This window comes from Methylophilus sp. VKM B-3414 (assembly GCF_032248435.1).
GTDB classification, from domain to species: Bacteria; Pseudomonadota; Gammaproteobacteria; order Burkholderiales; family Methylophilaceae; genus Methylophilus; species Methylophilus glucosoxydans.
On the sequence record NZ_JAVTLI010000001.1, the window covers coordinates 91438 to 106696 of the forward strand.

A 15259-nucleotide genomic window follows, 5' to 3' on the forward strand; every position below is an offset into this window, starting at 1 on the left:
CGGTTTAGTCGGCTCTCCGTGATTGCCAGATACTGATGAGTCTGGTGATCACATAGCTATCCTTTAACGCACATGAGTAAAGTCAGCCTGATATTCAATACGTCATTACGCACGCTTTATTCGGGCCTGATACAGGCCCTTACCCGCACGCGTTTGCATTCGGTACTAGAACTTAAACGGATTGTGCTTGCTCGTCCATTCTATAACCTTATGGCCGGGGATGCCACGCGAGATGCCAAACCCTTGGGCATAGTCGCAGCCCAGTTCGGCCAGAATCTGCGCCTGCTCGGCTTTTTCGACGCCTTCAGCCACCACCTTGCGGCCGAAGTCGCGGCAGAGCGTAATCACGCCACGGATCACCGCCATGTCTTCCTGGTCACTTAACATGTTATGGATAAAGGACTGATCAATTTTAATGATGTTGACTGGCAGGCGGCGCAAGTAAATCAGCGAGGAGTAGCCTGAGCCAAAATCATCAATCGAGAATGCAACGCCCAGCGCCTGGCATTGCTGGATGACGCGGTTGACGCGGGCAAAATCGCTGATGGCAGCACTTTCGGTGATCTCGATATGCAGCTGTTGCGGCTTGATCATGGCATACTTTTTAAACAAGTCAGCCAATCGTTCCGGAAACTGTTTATGCATTAAATGCTGGGCGGCGATGTTGACGGAGACTTGTGTGTCCAAGCCCTGGCTTTGCCACTCGCTCAATTGGCGCAAGCTTTCTTCTATCACCCAGTTACCAATATCCACAATCAGATTGGTATGTTCGACCGCGGTCAGGAAGTCGTTAGGGTAGAGCAGTCCGCGCACCGGATGCTGCCAGCGCAGCAAAGCCTCAAAACAGAAAATTTCACCAGACTGCATACAGACTTGCGGTTGGTAAACCAGGCGAATATGGTTGTTTTGGATGCCATGCAGCAAGTCCTTGAGCAACGCTTGCTGTTGCTGGGATTGCTGTGCAGACGCCAGGTCAAACAAATGGCATTGATGCCCACCATGCGTTTTGGCATGGTACATGGCATGGTCAGCATGCCGTAGCAAGGTGTCTGGCGGATTGCGGTCTATCGGGTATAGCGTATAGCCAATGCTGGCTGAAATGGAAAACTTGAATTTATCTACCTTGAACGGTTTTTCAATCGCCGTCAGCAACTTTTTGAGCAGTCGTGCATATTCGTTGGCCGTCCGTAGCCCGCACAATAACATGGCAAATTCATCGCCTCCGAGCCTGGCCAGGGTATCTTGCGGTTTGAGCAGGCCATTCAGTCGGGCTGCCAGTTGCATGAGCAAACGGTCACCGTATTCGTGGCCGTATTGGTCATTGACGATTTTGAAGTCATCCAGGTCAATATAACAAATGGCCACCAGCGTCGACTGGCTTTCTGCTTCGTGTAGCGCTTGTTGCAATCGGCTCGAAAACAACACGCGGTTAGGCAGTTGCGTCAGCACATCATGATAAGCCAGATGCTCAAGCATGTTTTGTTGCTCTTTGGCGCGCGTAATGTCTGAAAAGAGGCCGACATAATGCTGAAATTCGCCCGCCTGGTTGAGCACTGGCGACAATTCGAGTTCTACCAGATACTCATGACCTTGTTGATGACGGTTCCAGACCTCGCCCTGCCACTCCTGAAAGCCATGCTGGCTGTCATATAGGGACTGGAACAGGTCTGGTTGCTGATAGGCGATGCCCAGTTGTTGCGGAGTTTTACCCATGACTTCAGGTTGTGCATAGCCTGTAATCACGCTGAAGGAGGGGTTGCACTGAATGATATGCCCCTGGGTGTCGGTAATGAAAATTGCATCATGGGCATGGTCAAACACGCTGGAAGAGACCTTTAGCCGGCTGGCATTGGCCTGCAGCTGGCTCACCATTTCACGCAGGCGTCTGCGCATTTTAAGCATGTTGGCGATCAGGCTGTCTGGGGCTGCCGTGGTTTGGTCTTCGGCAAAGTCGCCGCTTTCAATCCGCATCAATAAATGCTTGGCTGTCTCGGGATCACCGCCCAAGGGGTTCAACACAAACCGCTGCAAGCCGCTGACAATGGCAATCAGCACGACCAATGTCAGGATAAAGGTAATGATCATCAAAGGCGACAGCGCGCCCAGTGCAGACCAGTAAGCCTCACTGGTCGGGTACACAATATTGATCTGAAAATCCCATTCTGGCACCTGCCGCGTGACCTTGGTCCAGCGGTGCTGGCTATCTTTGAGGGCGGTTTCTGCCTCCAGGCGTGTCAGTCCATTGGTCAGAAAGCGGATATTGCCGTGTCCGTCGGTGATGGCCACAAAGCCTTTTTTCAAAAATCCCCATTGCCGGATCGCCTGGTCAATGGCGTTAAAATCAAGCTTGTAACCGACGTACCAGGCCCCAATCAGGTTACCGTGATTATCCTGCATGGGCTCATAGCGGGAGAGATACGATTCCCCAAGGATATCTACCACGCCAAAATAAGCCTGATTTTTTTGCAGTGCGACAATCGCCTTGCCAAACGGATCCAGCTCTGTGCCAAACGCATTGGTGCCATCCGCTTTTTTGACATTGGTAGAAATACGCAGAAACTGCCCGCCACGTTTGACAAAAATGGTGGCGGTACCGCTACCTATGCGTGTCACTGAATCGACCAGTAGTGTGCTGCCGGTTTGAGGGGTATCCCCAAATTGCAAGTTTGGGACGTCCATTCCCAGTATCTGGGTCGTGCCGTTAATATTGGGCGGGCCTTCAAGCGAGCCATATTGTTTGAGCAAGGCCATACTTGAGAATACATGTTCGCTGACCAGGGTTTTCGCCGTGATCAACAGGTTGGACAGTTTTTGTGTTTCTTCCTGAGCCTGGGTTTCGATATTGTTTAAATGCGCGTTAAAAATAAATGCAAAAGAAACTAGACCGATCAGCAACCCCAAGCTGGTCAGTGGTAAAAGGATTTTTTTAAAAAGAGTGTAGTGCTTCATTGTAAGTTTATGTAATTATTTTATAAGTAATTTCCCCGTCCTGCATTTTGTTTATACATGGCTTTACAACTGACTGCAATCATTTATAAGACCGGGCCCCTGTGCGAGCCCAATTTTAAATAAATGCCGTCTTATTTATTACACAAATATTTGGGAATAGTTTGTTGTGGTGAATGATTGTGATTGATTTGGCCAGGTGAGGTGGCACTCACCTGAATGTTGTGAAAAAAATCTTTCAAATCAATCAATTAATGCGTAAAATGCGCAACTCTCAAGCATTAGCTGGTTACCCGCGTGGAAATCTATACTTCCCTCACTGCCAAACCCATTCAAAGTTACCGTCCTTATTGGGCGAAACGCTTTGGCACCGCCCCCGTGCTGCCCATGAGTCGCGCCGAAATGGATGCATTGGGCTGGGATAGCTGCGATATTATTCTGGTCAGCGGCGATGCCTACATTGACCATCCCAGTTTTGGCGTCGCCCTGATTGGCCGCTTGCTTGAGGCACAAGGTTTTCGCGTGGGCATTATTGCGCAACCAGACTGGCAGTCGGCAGAACCGTTCAAAGTGCTGGGTAAACCCAATCTGTATTTTGGCGTCACGGCCGGAAATATGGATAGCATGGTCAACCGCTATACCGCGGACCGCAAGATACGCTCGGATGATGCCTATACGCCGAATGCCGAGGCCAATAAGCGCCCTGATCGCGCGGTACTGGTTTACTCTCAACGTTGTAAAGAAGCCTATGCGGATGTGCCGCTGGTGATTGGTAGTATTGAAGCCAGCCTGCGCCGGATAGCGCACTATGATTACTGGTCAGATAAAGTCCGCCGTTCTATCTTGATGGATGCCAAGGCGGACTTGCTCGTGTTCGGAAACGCCGAGCGTGCCATTGTAGAACTGTCGCACCGTATTGCCCGTGGAGAAGCGATCCATGAGATTGAGGATATTCGCGGCACCGCGTTTATCCGCAAGCAAGTGCCAGATGAATTTGTGGAGGTGCCCTCTACCCGTCTCGACCGGCCAGGGGTGGTGGATAAGCACGAAGACCCCTATGCGATGAAAATGGGCAAAGCCGATGCCAGTTGCGCAACGGATGATCAGGCGAAAGACGCCAATGCCGCGGCGATCAGCTTGCCTTTGCCGCTGAAAGCTGCCAAAGTGCCGCGCGAACGTCAGGTGATCCGCATGCCTTCTTATGAAGAGGTGGTGAGTGATCCTGTCATGTATGCGCATGCTTCACGCGTGTTGCATCTGGAGTCTAACCCGGGTAATGCACGGGCACTGGTACAAAAGCATGGCAACCGGGAGGTCTGGCTCAATCCGCCGCCGATTCCCCTCACGACCAAAGAGATGGATTATGTGTATGACTTGCCTTATGCCCGCAAGCCCCATCCGGCCTATGGCGATGCCAAAATCCCGGCCTGGGAAATGATCCGCTTCTCGGTCAACATCATGCGTGGCTGCTTTGGCGGCTGTACTTTTTGTTCGATTACCGAGCATGAAGGCCGCATTATCCAAAGCCGTTCAGAAGACTCGATTTTGCGTGAAATTGAAGAAATCCGCGACAAGGTGGATGGCTTCACTGGCGTGATCTCGGATTTGGGTGGGCCGACCGCCAATATGTATCGCCTCTCTTGCAAGTCTGAGGAAATCGAAAAGAATTGCCGCAAGTTGTCCTGTGTCTATCCGGGCGTATGTGAAAACCTCAATACCGATCACTCTGCGCTGATTCAGTTGTATCGCAAGGCGCGCAACCTGCGCGGTGTCAAAAAGATTTTAATCGGCTCTGGCTTACGCTATGACTTGGCCGTGAAGTCGCCCGAGTATGTGAAAGAGCTGGTGCAGCATCATGTGGGCGGCTATCTCAAGATTGCGCCTGAACATTCTGAAGAGAATGTGCTAAGCAAAATGATGAAGCCTGGCATGGGCGCCTATGATGAGTTCAAGCGCATGTTTGAGCGCTTCAGTGCCGAGGCGGGTAAAAAGCAGTATTTGATCCCGTATTTTATTGCCTCGCATCCAGGCACCACCGATGAAGACATGCTTAATCTGGCCTTATGGCTCAAGCGCAATGATTTTAGATTGGATCAGGTGCAGACGTTCACCCCAACGCCTATGGCCATGGCCACTGCCATGTATCACAGCGGTAAAAATCCGCTGCGTAAAGTGACGGCGGATTCTGAAACCGTGCCCGTCCCTAAAGCAGGCAATATCCGCAAATTGCATAAAGCGTTTCTCCGCTACCACGATCCACAAAACTGGCCGATGCTGCGTGAAGCCTTGAAGAAAATGGGCAGAGCGGATTTGATTGGCAATGGTAAAAAGCACCTGGTGCCCGCGTACCAGCCTGCCGTGTTGCCACAAATCGTGCAATCGGACGGCAGCCGCTTCCAGGCCAAGCCATTAGCTAAAGGCTTTAACCAGACCAAAAGCTTTGCCAGCCCGAAAAAGCACGCGCCGCGTAGCAAAAAACATTGATGGATTAGCGTGCCGCTTGCGTCGGCGCTATGCCGGCATTGAGCAGCGTAGGCGGGCGATAATCGGCTTGTGCCAGCCATTTTTCTGCTACCGAACTATCCAGCGTCACGTTAACCGCCGTCACCGGCGGGGCTTGCAGCGCACTGGCTACATCAGGGGAGGGCGTGACCGGGTTGCCACGATAAGGCCGGTAAAATCTACCATCGCCTTTGCTAAACAAGCCCTTGAAAAAAGCATACAGGCCATAAGCAAACGCTTTGTATGCATCTCTGGGGCTGGATAAGCAGGCATTAGGGGCCACTGAAAACGGTTTTAGTTTAAGGCCTGCGGCACGGGCTTTGTCCAGCATCCATCCCAGTGCAATGGTGGCCAGCGGGTCATGGCCATAACCGCCGCCGACATTGGCGTGCGCGCCGATAAACCAGCGCTGCTCCACCGCAATGTTCTCAGGTTTTTGCTGGCCACCCGCATTGGTCCACATCGCTACTTTATAAGCTTCACGGTGTTCGTCTATTGCCATCGCATGGTAGGCATAAGAAACAATTTTTGACAGCTCGGTATCATGCCAGGCATAAAATCCCTGCTCTGAAATCATGGTGCCGGGGATGCCGAGCGCGCCGACGGTATCCCAAACTCCCAGAAAATGGACACGGACTTCCTGGCTGTAGGTCTGCCTGAACGCCAGGCACTGGGGGCTCTCCGGTGCAGCGGATTTGTCGCGGTAGAGCGCTTCAGCGCGTGCGAGCAAATCTGGTGTGCTGGTGTTGAGTAACCCGCATTTTCGGATCAAGCCGACCAGGCTTCTGGCCGTATACGCGCCACGGCTAAAGCCAAACACCCAAATTTCATCGCCTGCCTGATAGCGCCTGACCAGCCAGTCATAGCCTTTAAGCAGGTTTTTGCTCAAGCCATACCCAAATAAACCCCCGCGTAACTTTTCGCCGGTGCCGGTCCCCACGCCAGGTTCATAGAAAAAACGCTGTTCAATGTCGCCATCCTTGGCTTCGATTAAGGTCGAGAGTTGGTAGACGTTGGTCAGGTCTTGCGGGTCGTTCCAGGTGCCATCAAATAAAACAATCAAACGTTTGTTGCTTTTCATCTGGCTGTCTCCGGGGTTGAGGGGGAAGTGTCGCTGTATCCTTGAGTGCTTGATCATGGAGCTACCTGCCTATGGTAGTCCTCGGCGTGGGGGCTGGCAATGACGGCCTGATGCCTTGCAATCATGGCAGCGGATATTTATTTGTGAGACGATGTCACAATGCCGGTTGCTGAGGGTTTGCAACTGTTTAGCTAATCACAAAAAGTGAGGAATTTGATGCGAAGTGTCCGTTTGTTCGCCCTGTGTTTATTGATGGTAACCCCACTGCTGCAAGCGGCTGAGAAAGGCCTGTTCTGGCAGCTGGAGGCGCCCAATGGCCAGGTCAGTTACCTGTTTGGCACTATGCATACCGACGATAACCGGGTCACCAACTTTTCAGCGCCGGTGATTCAGGCGCTTAAAAATGTGAATATGTTTATGCTGGAGGTAGCAGAGGCGCCGCCAGTGAGTCTTTTGCAAATGCCAGACAGCAATTTGAAACAGTTACTCTCTGAAGCAGAATTGCAGCAGGTCGCTGCGCTGGCAGACATGCACGTGATCCCGATGGATGCGGTGGTCAAAATGAAACCCTGGTTGCTGGCAGTCATGTTTGATTTGCCCAAGCCACAAACGCCGTTTGCGCAAGATCTGTTGCTTAAAGCTAAAGCAGAGGAGTTCGACAAACGTATTGTGGGATTAGAAAGTGCGCAAGCGCATTTTGGTGTCATGGATAGTTTGTCCATGGATGAGCAGTTGCTCATGTTGCGTGCGGTGCTCAAACGCAGCCAAAAGCAAAAGGAGCAAGACTTTGAACGGTTGATGAAGGCTTATCTGGCGGGGGATGCCGATCAGGTCGCGAATATGGATGATGCCATGACGCGTGGCATTTTGCCGGCCGCTTTGTGGCAACGCATGCGCGTCAAGTTGCTGGACGAACGCAATGTGATGATGGCCGAGCGTAGTCTGGAGCAGGCGCGACAAGGCCGTGTGTTTATTGCCGTTGGTGCGGCGCATTTGGCCGGTAAAAATGGCTTGTTACAGGCCTTCAGGCAGGCGGGCTTTAAAGTCACCGCCATCAAAAAATAGCGGTTGAGGGGTGGTTGGATAGCGTCATCAGCTGTGGGTCTAGCGCGTCTGCGCAGAGGCGACTTCATGTGCAATCTGGCTAATGTGGGCCACAAAATCAGCATCTTCGCCGACCAGCAGTCGTGGCAGGTGCTGGCGGAAATCTTCACGCTGGCACCATTCACGCATGTAATCCTCCCACGACATCCAGCGGCGCAAGCGTTTGCCACGCATGTCGGGATCGTAAGCCAGCAAATAGGCGCGCTCAAACAGTGAAATGAGGATTTCAAACAACACCAGTTTGCGCTCCTCCTGTTCGGCGCTGAGCGCCAGGGATTCGCGGTTGGAGCGCAATTGCAGGTCGGGGTGAGCCATCACCAGCTTGAGAAAATCCGTGTAGTTATCTGCAAGTAACTGGTAGACCTCTTCATCTTCATTTTCGCGCTCTTTGCGCTGTTCAAGCACAAACGTCACAATGGCCAGCGGCAAGCCGACCACGGTGACCACATAGCTCAGTAATTCCCAGGTTTCTAAAGACATCAAAGCACCGCAGTGTTTCAGGCCGGGTCGGGCCAGGGTTAAGAAAGGTAGTTAGTTGATCTGGCTGGCACGCTGTTGAATGATGTCTATGCACTCATCAAACTGCAAGGACTTGTCAAAAAAATACTCTACGCCCATATTTTGCGCCAGATTACGATAGTAACTGTTGCCATGATTGGTCAACATGACAATGTCAGGCGTTTTGTAAGGGTAGCTCTGCTGGCGGGTATGCCTGACCACATCAAAGCCCGTGCCTTTGGCCAGCTCAATGTCGAGCACGACCATGTCGTACTCATGGGCATTGAGCAGGTTGATCGCTTCATCACTGGTGGTGGCGACATCCTGGATATCAAGCTGCTGACAGTCTTGCAGCATTTCCACAATGACATCACGGATCAACGCAGAATCTTCAACTAACAATAATCTATACATAACAATCTCACCAATGACTCCCTGGGTGATCTAATTTAAGCAAGTTGAATGCTGACATGACAAAAGGGCGCCTTGTTAGTGATTTTTCTTTAGTTAAGTAGCCCATATTTAATGGCATAGTATGTCAGGTCAGCATTTGATTTCATGGCCATTTTTTCCAGAATGCGACTGCGATAAGTGCTCACGGTCTTGATACTGATGAAGAGCTCCTCTGCAATGGCCGTTGGGGTCTGCCCCGCAGCCAGCTTGACGAATACTTGAAACTCGCGGTCGGACAGGGTTTCATGTAACTGCTTTTCCGAAGGATGACTCAGTTCATTGGTCATCAGCTCTGCCAGTTCGGCCGAAATATAGCGTTTGCCGCTGGCAATGGTACGGATGGCCTGAATGATTTCATCTGAATCCGCATTTTTCGATAAATAGCCCTTGCAGCCGTTACGCATCAGGTTCAATGCATACTGGTCTTCAGAATAGCCGCTCAGCACCAGCACCGGCAAGGTCGGGGCGACGTGCTTAAGCTCATGCAGCGTATCGACCCCATTTTTATCCGGCATGGATATATCCAGTACCATGGCATCAAACTCGTTTTTGCGTACCAGCTGGATGGCTTCTGAGCCTGAGCTTGCTTCTCCGGTGACCTGCAGGTCAGACTCAAGCTCAATCAGGTTACGTAAACCATCACGAACAATACTGTGATCATCTACCAAAAGAATTCTTTTCATGTGGTTCTCTTATTGTTTTGGGGTGTCAGAAGCCGGTTTTTCAGTATGAGCTGCTTCGCCACCCTCATCTTCAGGTGTTGCCGGTGGCGGTGGCGCAATCTCGTTGCGGAATACCTGCCAGTCATGACTGATCATTGACAGCGAATCTGCAAACAAGGGTTTTTTATACCACTGTGCACGCACTGCCAAAAACACAATCAGTCCGATGGCGGCAGGAACCAGCATCACCAGCCCCAGAATCAAGGTGCGATGTGGATTCTCCCACAAGATGGAAAACAGCCACATCAACCCGAGCAAGCCGGTAAAAATAAACATGCTGAAGACCACCAGCAGGCCGACAATGCTGGTAGCCATGCGTTGGGTTTCCTCCAGAAAATCCTGCTTCATGTGTTGCGCTCTGTCTTCGGTATAGTCAGCCACATGATGGCGCAAATTGATGAAATTATCCTTCAATGCCGAGACTTTACGGTCTAGAAACAGTACAGCCACAAATTTCAGGAGGTTTAACCACATAGATTTCCTTAATTATTCGCGACGCTTGGCGCCCAACAGGTATCCTATCAGCAAACCGACGCCAGCGGCTACCAGTACCGTACCCAGTGGATGCTCTTGCACCGTGTCAGCGGTTTTGTCCTTGATGGTGTGATAGGTATCGCTGACTTCACGCTGTACCTGATCCTTCACACGGCCTGCTTTCGCTGACAGGTTAGAAGCCAATGCCGCTGCATTTTCTTCGCTGGTCAAACGGTCGATATTTGCTTTCAGGGTGTGAATCAAGGCCTTGGCCTTGTCTTGTGTCGTGTCAGCCGTGTCATTGACTGCGTCCAGCAAATCATTGGCGGTGGATTTGACTTGCGCTGCAATTTCTTCAATGGCTTGGTCAGATTTTTTAGCTAAATCATCCGTTGTATTTTCAACATGGTCTTTGGAAAAATTAAACATTTTGTAACTCCTTTAAAAAGTCATACAGCATGGTTGAAATCGATCTTGATGTTCTATGAGCATTAAGATGCGTTTTCAATATGGTGCCATCTTAACTGCCCGGCCTGCGAGAACCTATCGGCTCACTACCGATTACACGGTCAGAATTCTCTGACAATACTTATTTGGCTTGATCACGCATGTTTACATTGCCCATCCTCATCAAGCCCGTTATGATGATAATGTATTGTTCACAATGCACATTAAAATACGCTGGATTGACCCTTCTTTCAATCTTTATCCTTGTAAACCGCATGCAAAAAATCAGAACCCAATTGATGGCCTTGCTGGACAGGCTGGAAGTCATCAGTGATACCTTTGGCGGTAATACGGTGGCTTTACTGACGGTGAGTTTATTGCTCGCTGCGGCCATGCTGGTGGTGAACGATCGCTTGATCGTCAATACGCGTGAAAAAACAGACCTGCTGACCAAACTGGACCAGCTCCTGATGGAGGAGTGGAAAACACAAGCCAGTCTTTCGGTGGCTGAAAGCGCGCAGCGCGGCTACTTGCTCACCCGTTCGGAAAACTATTTCGCGCCTTATGACGAGGCGACGCAGGAGATCAGCGAACATCTGCAAAACATCAATACGCTGTTGAACCATACCAATCTGGTCAAGCACATCACGATACAAAACATCATGAACCAGCTGGTCAACAGCATTGCCAAAAAGTCTGCCGAAATGAGTGTGACCATTGATTTTGCCAAGAAGCACCAGTTCGACAAGGCGTTGGCCGTGGTCAAGCTGGACTCTGGCATTAAAGAAAGTGCGAACGTGCAAATGCTCTCGCGCCAGTTTGAGAAGGAAATCACCGATTACCGTCACGAACTGGCCGAGGCGAGAAATAATATGCGGCGCATGATGCGCTGGTTTGTCATGGCGTGCCCGTTGATCTTTGTGTCACTGGTGGTACTGGTGATTCGCCGTTTATTGCGTGAGCTGGCAGAAAAAGCCAATTTGCACGAACGCTTGACGGATGAGAACGCTGAATACGAGCGCAATATCCAGACCCTAACCGTCAGCCTGCAACGCCAGGCGCTGCAGGCACAGACTAACATTGAGCGTGAGCGATACCAGCTCTCGCGCGAATTGCATGATGAGCTGGGCTCGTTGTTGACAGCCATTAAAATGGATATTTCCTGGGCGATCAAATACTTAAAAGACAGCTCGCCGCAAATCACCGACAAGCTGAAAAAGACCAACCAATACCTGGACCGCAGTATCAACTTCAAACGCGAGATTGTGCAAAACCTGCATCCCTCCATGATCAAGAGTTTTGGTCTGATCGCCTCGTTGCAAAACCTGGTTGATGAGGCCGCTGCCCGTAACCATTGGCAAATGGATATCATCATGCCCGAGCAAGAGCTCATGATGAACGAGACCTTGAGTTTGATTATTTATCGCCTGGTGCAAGAGAGCCTGAACAACTGCAGCAAGTATGCACAAGCCAGTGGCGTTTCGGTGCATCTGATGCACGACGACCAGCATATCAAGCTTGAAATTGCCGATAATGGTATCGGCTTTGATATGAATAGTCTGACCAGTAGTAACACCGGCATTAGCGGCATGCGCAACCGGGTAGAGTCTATTGGCGGCCATTATGAAGTCACCAGTACGCCTGGCCAGGGCACCAGTACGCGGGTGATGTTACCTTTCCTTGCTGCCGAACCGGCAAACAACTAAGCCTCCTTAATACAGCGTTTTGCACGCTGTAGTCATATTCTGACAAGGGATTCAGTCGGTGGACGACTGACCCCTGTGCTCCCAGCCGGTAACATGGCTACACATCGCATCAACTACTTTGCGATGTGCGTAAATAAGGAGACGCAAATGTCAATGTCAAAATATAAACAAGCAATCATCTTTGGCAGCCTGTTGGCAACAACAATCACTGTGAATGCCTTTGCGTTCGATTTGGACGAAGTGCAAAACGGCGTACAGCCCTATCAGGAAGAGTTTAAGGCCTTGGACAAGAATAGCAACAGTACCTTGACCTGGGCAGAAATACAGCAAGACAAAAACGTAAAGAAAAAAGATTTCAAAGCGTTTGACCACGACAATGATGGCACTTTGAGCTATGAAGAATTTGCAGAGCTTAAGACACAGACCAGCCAGAAAGCCATTAAAGGCGCCATGTCTGACAGCTGGATCACCACCAAAGTCAAAGCCAAACTGCTCGAGGAAGAATCCTTGAAGTCACTCAAGATCAGCGTGGAAACTCATAAAGGCGAAGTATTGCTGAGTGGGTTTGTCGGAGATGCTTCTCTCAAAGCCAAGGCTGAAGAGTTGGTGACTGGCGTAGAGGGCGTTAAATCTGTGAAAAACGCTATTGTGGTGAAAGGTTAACTCACACCCCCTCGCAAGCTACATATCCTCTCCCAATGATGTAGCTTGCTTTTTTTGTTTGGCGGGTTGTCCTACAAGTAGTTGTTAGATTCATCCTCTTTGCAGCTTGGACAACTCGCCCTCTTAATCACGTGTACAAATGAAAGGAAACATCATGAAAATGAACCGTTATCTGACTATGAGTGCTTTAGTAACTTTAATGGGTCTTGCCAGCACCCATGCGCTGGCACAAGGCGAACCGATGTATAAATTTTTGCCTAGCGAAACGGTGGTCGACAATGTGAAAACCCTGTTGCAGAGCCATGGCGTAGATGCTTCAGCAATTGAAGTGAATTCTGACACCCATGGTGTGGTTCAACTGAGCGGTCAGGTTGCTTCCAAAGAGCAGGTTGAAACGGTGACTAATCTGGCCAAACAGGCTGAAGGCGTGTATGCCGTTCTGGGCGAGTTGCGCTATACCACAGGTGAAGTGGTGCCAGCCCCTGCGCCCGCAGGCATGGATACAGTGATGGATACCCCACCTGCACCTGGCAGCGCTGTTGAGCAGATGGATGCCCAATGAACTGATGGACAAGGCCATGCGGTGGTATCAGAGATGTCCCGGCAGGAGTTATTGATGCTGGGGCATCACATGTCTACCGGATTCGTACTCGGCCTGGTTGGCTTGTCGGATGAACAGTAACTGATCGGTGGCAAAACCCAATTCTTTGGCTTTGGCCATCAAATGTTGTTTGATCGGGTAGGGGAGTTGTGGTGTGCGCGAGAGTATCCATAAGTAGTCTCTGCCACTGCTAACCAAGGCATAGTTGTAATAAGGCTTATCGATTTCGAGGATGGTGTAATCACCATAAAAAGGGCCGAAGAATGACACCTTGAGTTTGCCGGTACGGCTGCCGTCAGGATTGGCCGGATCGACAAATTTGGCCTTGCCGGTAGCGACACTCCAGTCGTTTTTCTGGGGATCGAAGCCACGGTTCACTACCTTGAGCGTGCCATCCGCTTCGATGGTGTAATTGGCCGTGACTTGCTCCAAGCCTTTTTCAAATCGGTTGTCCAGTCTGGCAATTTCATACCAGGTTCCGGTGTATTGGTTAGGGTCAAAGCTGCGGACAATGGATTGCTCGGCCTGGCTGGGCATCGGCGCTGAGCAGCTGATGAGACAAGTTGACACGATGCAAATGCAAAAGAGGCTGAGACGGCTATTTAACATAACAATATAGTCAATAAACAATATATGGTTTTTCAAAGACCATTTAAAATAGCATAAATTCAAACAAGGGATACAACATGAAAAAATTGATTTGGGGTGTGTTGTTCATATGCGCAACACCAGTCATGGCAGATAATCTGGAAACAGGTCTTGGCGGCGGCCTGGGCGCTGCAGCCGGGACTGCAGTAGGTAGCGTGTTAGGCGGCTCTACCGGTGAGGTCATCGGTGGCGCTGTCGGCGGTGGTCTGGGAGGCGCGGCGACCACAGGCCGTGCGGGACGGACCGGTGCCATTTTGGGTGGGGCTGCGGGCGGTGCCACCGGGGCAATGGTTGGGCGTAAAGTGAGCGGTACTACCACAGGCGCTGTGGTCGGCGCCGGTGTTGGCGGTGCAGGCGGTGCAGTGGTCGGTAAAGTGATAGACGAGCCGGATCCCTATGCAGGGCGTGGCTATGGCAAACGACACAAAGGTCCGCGCCATCACCACAAGCACAGACACCATGATCACGATTAAGACTGCTGATTAAGCGCGCGTGTCGTACAAGTGTCTATTTGATCCTCTTCCCTTTTTCATTGAATGGAGCATGACATGAAAACATGGATGATTGCTGTCAGTTTGCTGATTTCCAGCAACCCCAGTTGGGCGCAAAGCTGTAATAGCAAAAATGTCGGTGCCAGTGGCGTCGGTGGCTTGGCTGGTTCAGCCATTGGTGCCGTGATGCTGGGGCCCGCGGGTGAAGTGCTCGGGGGCGCCGTAGGTGGTGCCGTGGGGAGTGTGGTCGCCAATGGCGGCAAAGCACAGCCTGCGACGATGTTGGGGGGTGCCGTGGGCGGGGCCGGCGGTGCAATCCTGGGGCGTGGTTTGGGTGGTGGCAGGTTGCTCGCGGTGATTGGTGCCGGTTTAGGCAGTGCAGGCGGCGCTTGCGTGGCTCAGCAAAGTGGAGCCACAAAAACACATCACGTCTCACACACGAAAAAACAGACTGCCAATAACGCCACTGCCAAAGCACAAAAATTGCTCGGTAGTTAAATCCAGGCTTGGGGGCAGCTTGAGTTTCAAGTTGCCCGGCTTTCACACAACAGGATTTAAAATTGCCAGTTTGCTAATGCCAGTGCTTGCTGGCAGTTAATGCGCCGCCAGCTTGAGGCCGATAATGCCGGCCATAATCATGCACAAGCTGAAGATGCGCAATGGAGATACCGGTTCATTAAATAGCCAGATGCCGCCGATCACAGTACCGACAGCCCCAATGCCAACCCAGACGGCATAAGCCGTGCCGACAGGCAGCTGCTTGACACAGACGCCCAAAAGCCAGACGCTGATGACCATGGTCACGATGGTCCAGAACGAGGGCCAAAACTTGGTGAATCCCTCGGTATACTTCAAACCGATAGCCCAGGCGGTCTCAAACAATCCCGCAATTATCAGCACTAACCAGATCATGAAGGTCCTTT

The 15259-nt window shown here is 51.0% G+C and carries 16 protein-coding genes; 7 read left to right on the forward strand and 9 right to left on the reverse strand.

The genetic code is table 11. The annotated features are described in order from the left end of the window. Positions 1–165: 165 nt before the first annotated feature. Positions 166–2949 carry an EAL domain-containing protein gene (locus tag Q9292_RS00415; protein WP_194747340.1) on the reverse strand — a complete coding sequence of 928 codons (2784 nt, stop codon included), beginning with the start codon at positions 2947–2949 and terminating at the stop codon, positions 166–168. 294 nt (positions 2950–3243) lie between these two features. On the opposite strand from Q9292_RS00415, the gene Q9292_RS00420 reads away from it, so the two are divergent. Further along, positions 3244–5430, forward strand: coding sequence for a YgiQ family radical SAM protein (locus Q9292_RS00420; protein ID WP_313983391.1), 2187 nt, complete (start codon positions 3244–3246; stop codon positions 5428–5430). A 4-nt stretch (positions 5431–5434) separates the two neighbouring features. Here Q9292_RS00420 and Q9292_RS00425 read toward each other — a convergent pair whose 3' ends face one another. Then, positions 5435–6529, reverse strand: coding sequence for a DUF2235 domain-containing protein (locus Q9292_RS00425; RefSeq protein WP_313983394.1), 1095 nt, complete (start codon positions 6527–6529; stop codon positions 5435–5437). Positions 6530–6745: 216 nt separating this feature from the next. Here Q9292_RS00425 and Q9292_RS00430 point away from each other — a divergent pair, with 216 nt between their 5' ends. Beyond that, the gene (locus tag Q9292_RS00430) at positions 6746–7594 is read left to right on the forward strand and encodes a TraB/GumN family protein (RefSeq protein ID WP_313983397.1); all 849 of its coding nucleotides are present in this window, start codon (positions 6746–6748) and stop codon (positions 7592–7594) included. A gap of 39 nt (positions 7595–7633) precedes the next feature. On the opposite strand, the gene Q9292_RS00435 is transcribed toward Q9292_RS00430, so the two are convergent. From Q9292_RS00435 to Q9292_RS00455, 5 genes are all read right to left on the reverse strand, one after another. Beyond that, the gene (locus Q9292_RS00435) at positions 7634–8113 is read right to left on the reverse strand and encodes a hypothetical protein (protein ID WP_275357105.1); all 480 of its coding nucleotides are present in this window, start codon (positions 8111–8113) and stop codon (positions 7634–7636) included. Between the two features lie 51 nt (positions 8114–8164). Beyond that, positions 8165–8545: a response regulator gene (locus Q9292_RS00440; protein WP_194747336.1), complete on the reverse strand. Its 381-nt coding sequence runs from the start codon at positions 8543–8545 to the stop codon at positions 8165–8167. 89 nt (positions 8546–8634) lie between these two features. After that, positions 8635–9267, reverse strand: a complete 633-nt coding sequence (locus Q9292_RS00445) for a response regulator transcription factor (protein WP_194747335.1) — start codon at positions 9265–9267, stop codon at positions 8635–8637. Between the two features lie 9 nt (positions 9268–9276). Continuing rightward, positions 9277–9780, reverse strand: coding sequence for a phage holin family protein (locus Q9292_RS00450; RefSeq protein ID WP_313983403.1), 504 nt, complete (start codon positions 9778–9780; stop codon positions 9277–9279). 12 nt (positions 9781–9792) lie between these two features. Then, the gene (locus tag Q9292_RS00455; protein ID WP_194747333.1) at positions 9793–10209 is read right to left on the reverse strand and encodes a YqjD family protein; all 417 of its coding nucleotides are present in this window, start codon (positions 10207–10209) and stop codon (positions 9793–9795) included. 293 nt (positions 10210–10502) lie between these two features. Between Q9292_RS00455 and Q9292_RS00460 the strand changes: the two genes are divergently transcribed. The 3 genes from Q9292_RS00460 (at position 10503) to Q9292_RS00470 (ending at position 13158) form a co-directional block, all read left to right on the forward strand. Beyond that, on the forward strand, positions 10503–11933 hold the full coding sequence (locus Q9292_RS00460) for a CHASE3 domain-containing protein (RefSeq protein ID WP_313983406.1): 1431 nt from the start codon (positions 10503–10505) through the stop codon (positions 11931–11933). Between the two features lie 147 nt (positions 11934–12080). Then, on the forward strand, positions 12081–12596 hold the full coding sequence (locus tag Q9292_RS00465) for a BON domain-containing protein (protein ID WP_313983409.1): 516 nt from the start codon (positions 12081–12083) through the stop codon (positions 12594–12596). 154 nt (positions 12597–12750) lie between these two features. Next, entirely contained in the window at positions 12751–13158 is a 408-nt protein-coding gene (locus tag Q9292_RS00470; RefSeq protein WP_313983412.1) for a BON domain-containing protein, read from the forward strand. A gap of 48 nt (positions 13159–13206) precedes the next feature. Here Q9292_RS00470 and Q9292_RS00475 read toward each other — a convergent pair whose 3' ends face one another. After that, positions 13207–13734, reverse strand: a complete 528-nt coding sequence (locus Q9292_RS00475) for a lipocalin family protein (protein WP_194747559.1) — start codon at positions 13732–13734, stop codon at positions 13207–13209. A 149-nt stretch (positions 13735–13883) separates the two neighbouring features. Here Q9292_RS00475 and Q9292_RS00480 point away from each other — a divergent pair, with 149 nt between their 5' ends. Both Q9292_RS00480 and Q9292_RS00485 read left to right on the forward strand, forming a co-directional pair. Continuing rightward, a complete protein-coding gene (locus Q9292_RS00480) occupies positions 13884–14318 on the forward strand; it encodes a glycine zipper domain-containing protein (RefSeq protein ID WP_275357100.1) in 435 nt (144 codons plus the stop codon). 75 nt (positions 14319–14393) lie between these two features. Further along, entirely contained in the window at positions 14394–14834 is a 441-nt protein-coding gene (locus Q9292_RS00485) for a bacteriocin (protein WP_313983416.1), read from the forward strand. A gap of 96 nt (positions 14835–14930) precedes the next feature. On the opposite strand, the gene sugE is transcribed toward Q9292_RS00485, so the two are convergent. Next, the gene (gene sugE / locus Q9292_RS00490) at positions 14931–15248 is read right to left on the reverse strand and encodes a quaternary ammonium compound efflux SMR transporter SugE (protein WP_194747328.1); all 318 of its coding nucleotides are present in this window, start codon (positions 15246–15248) and stop codon (positions 14931–14933) included. Positions 15249–15259 lie beyond the last annotated feature (11 nt).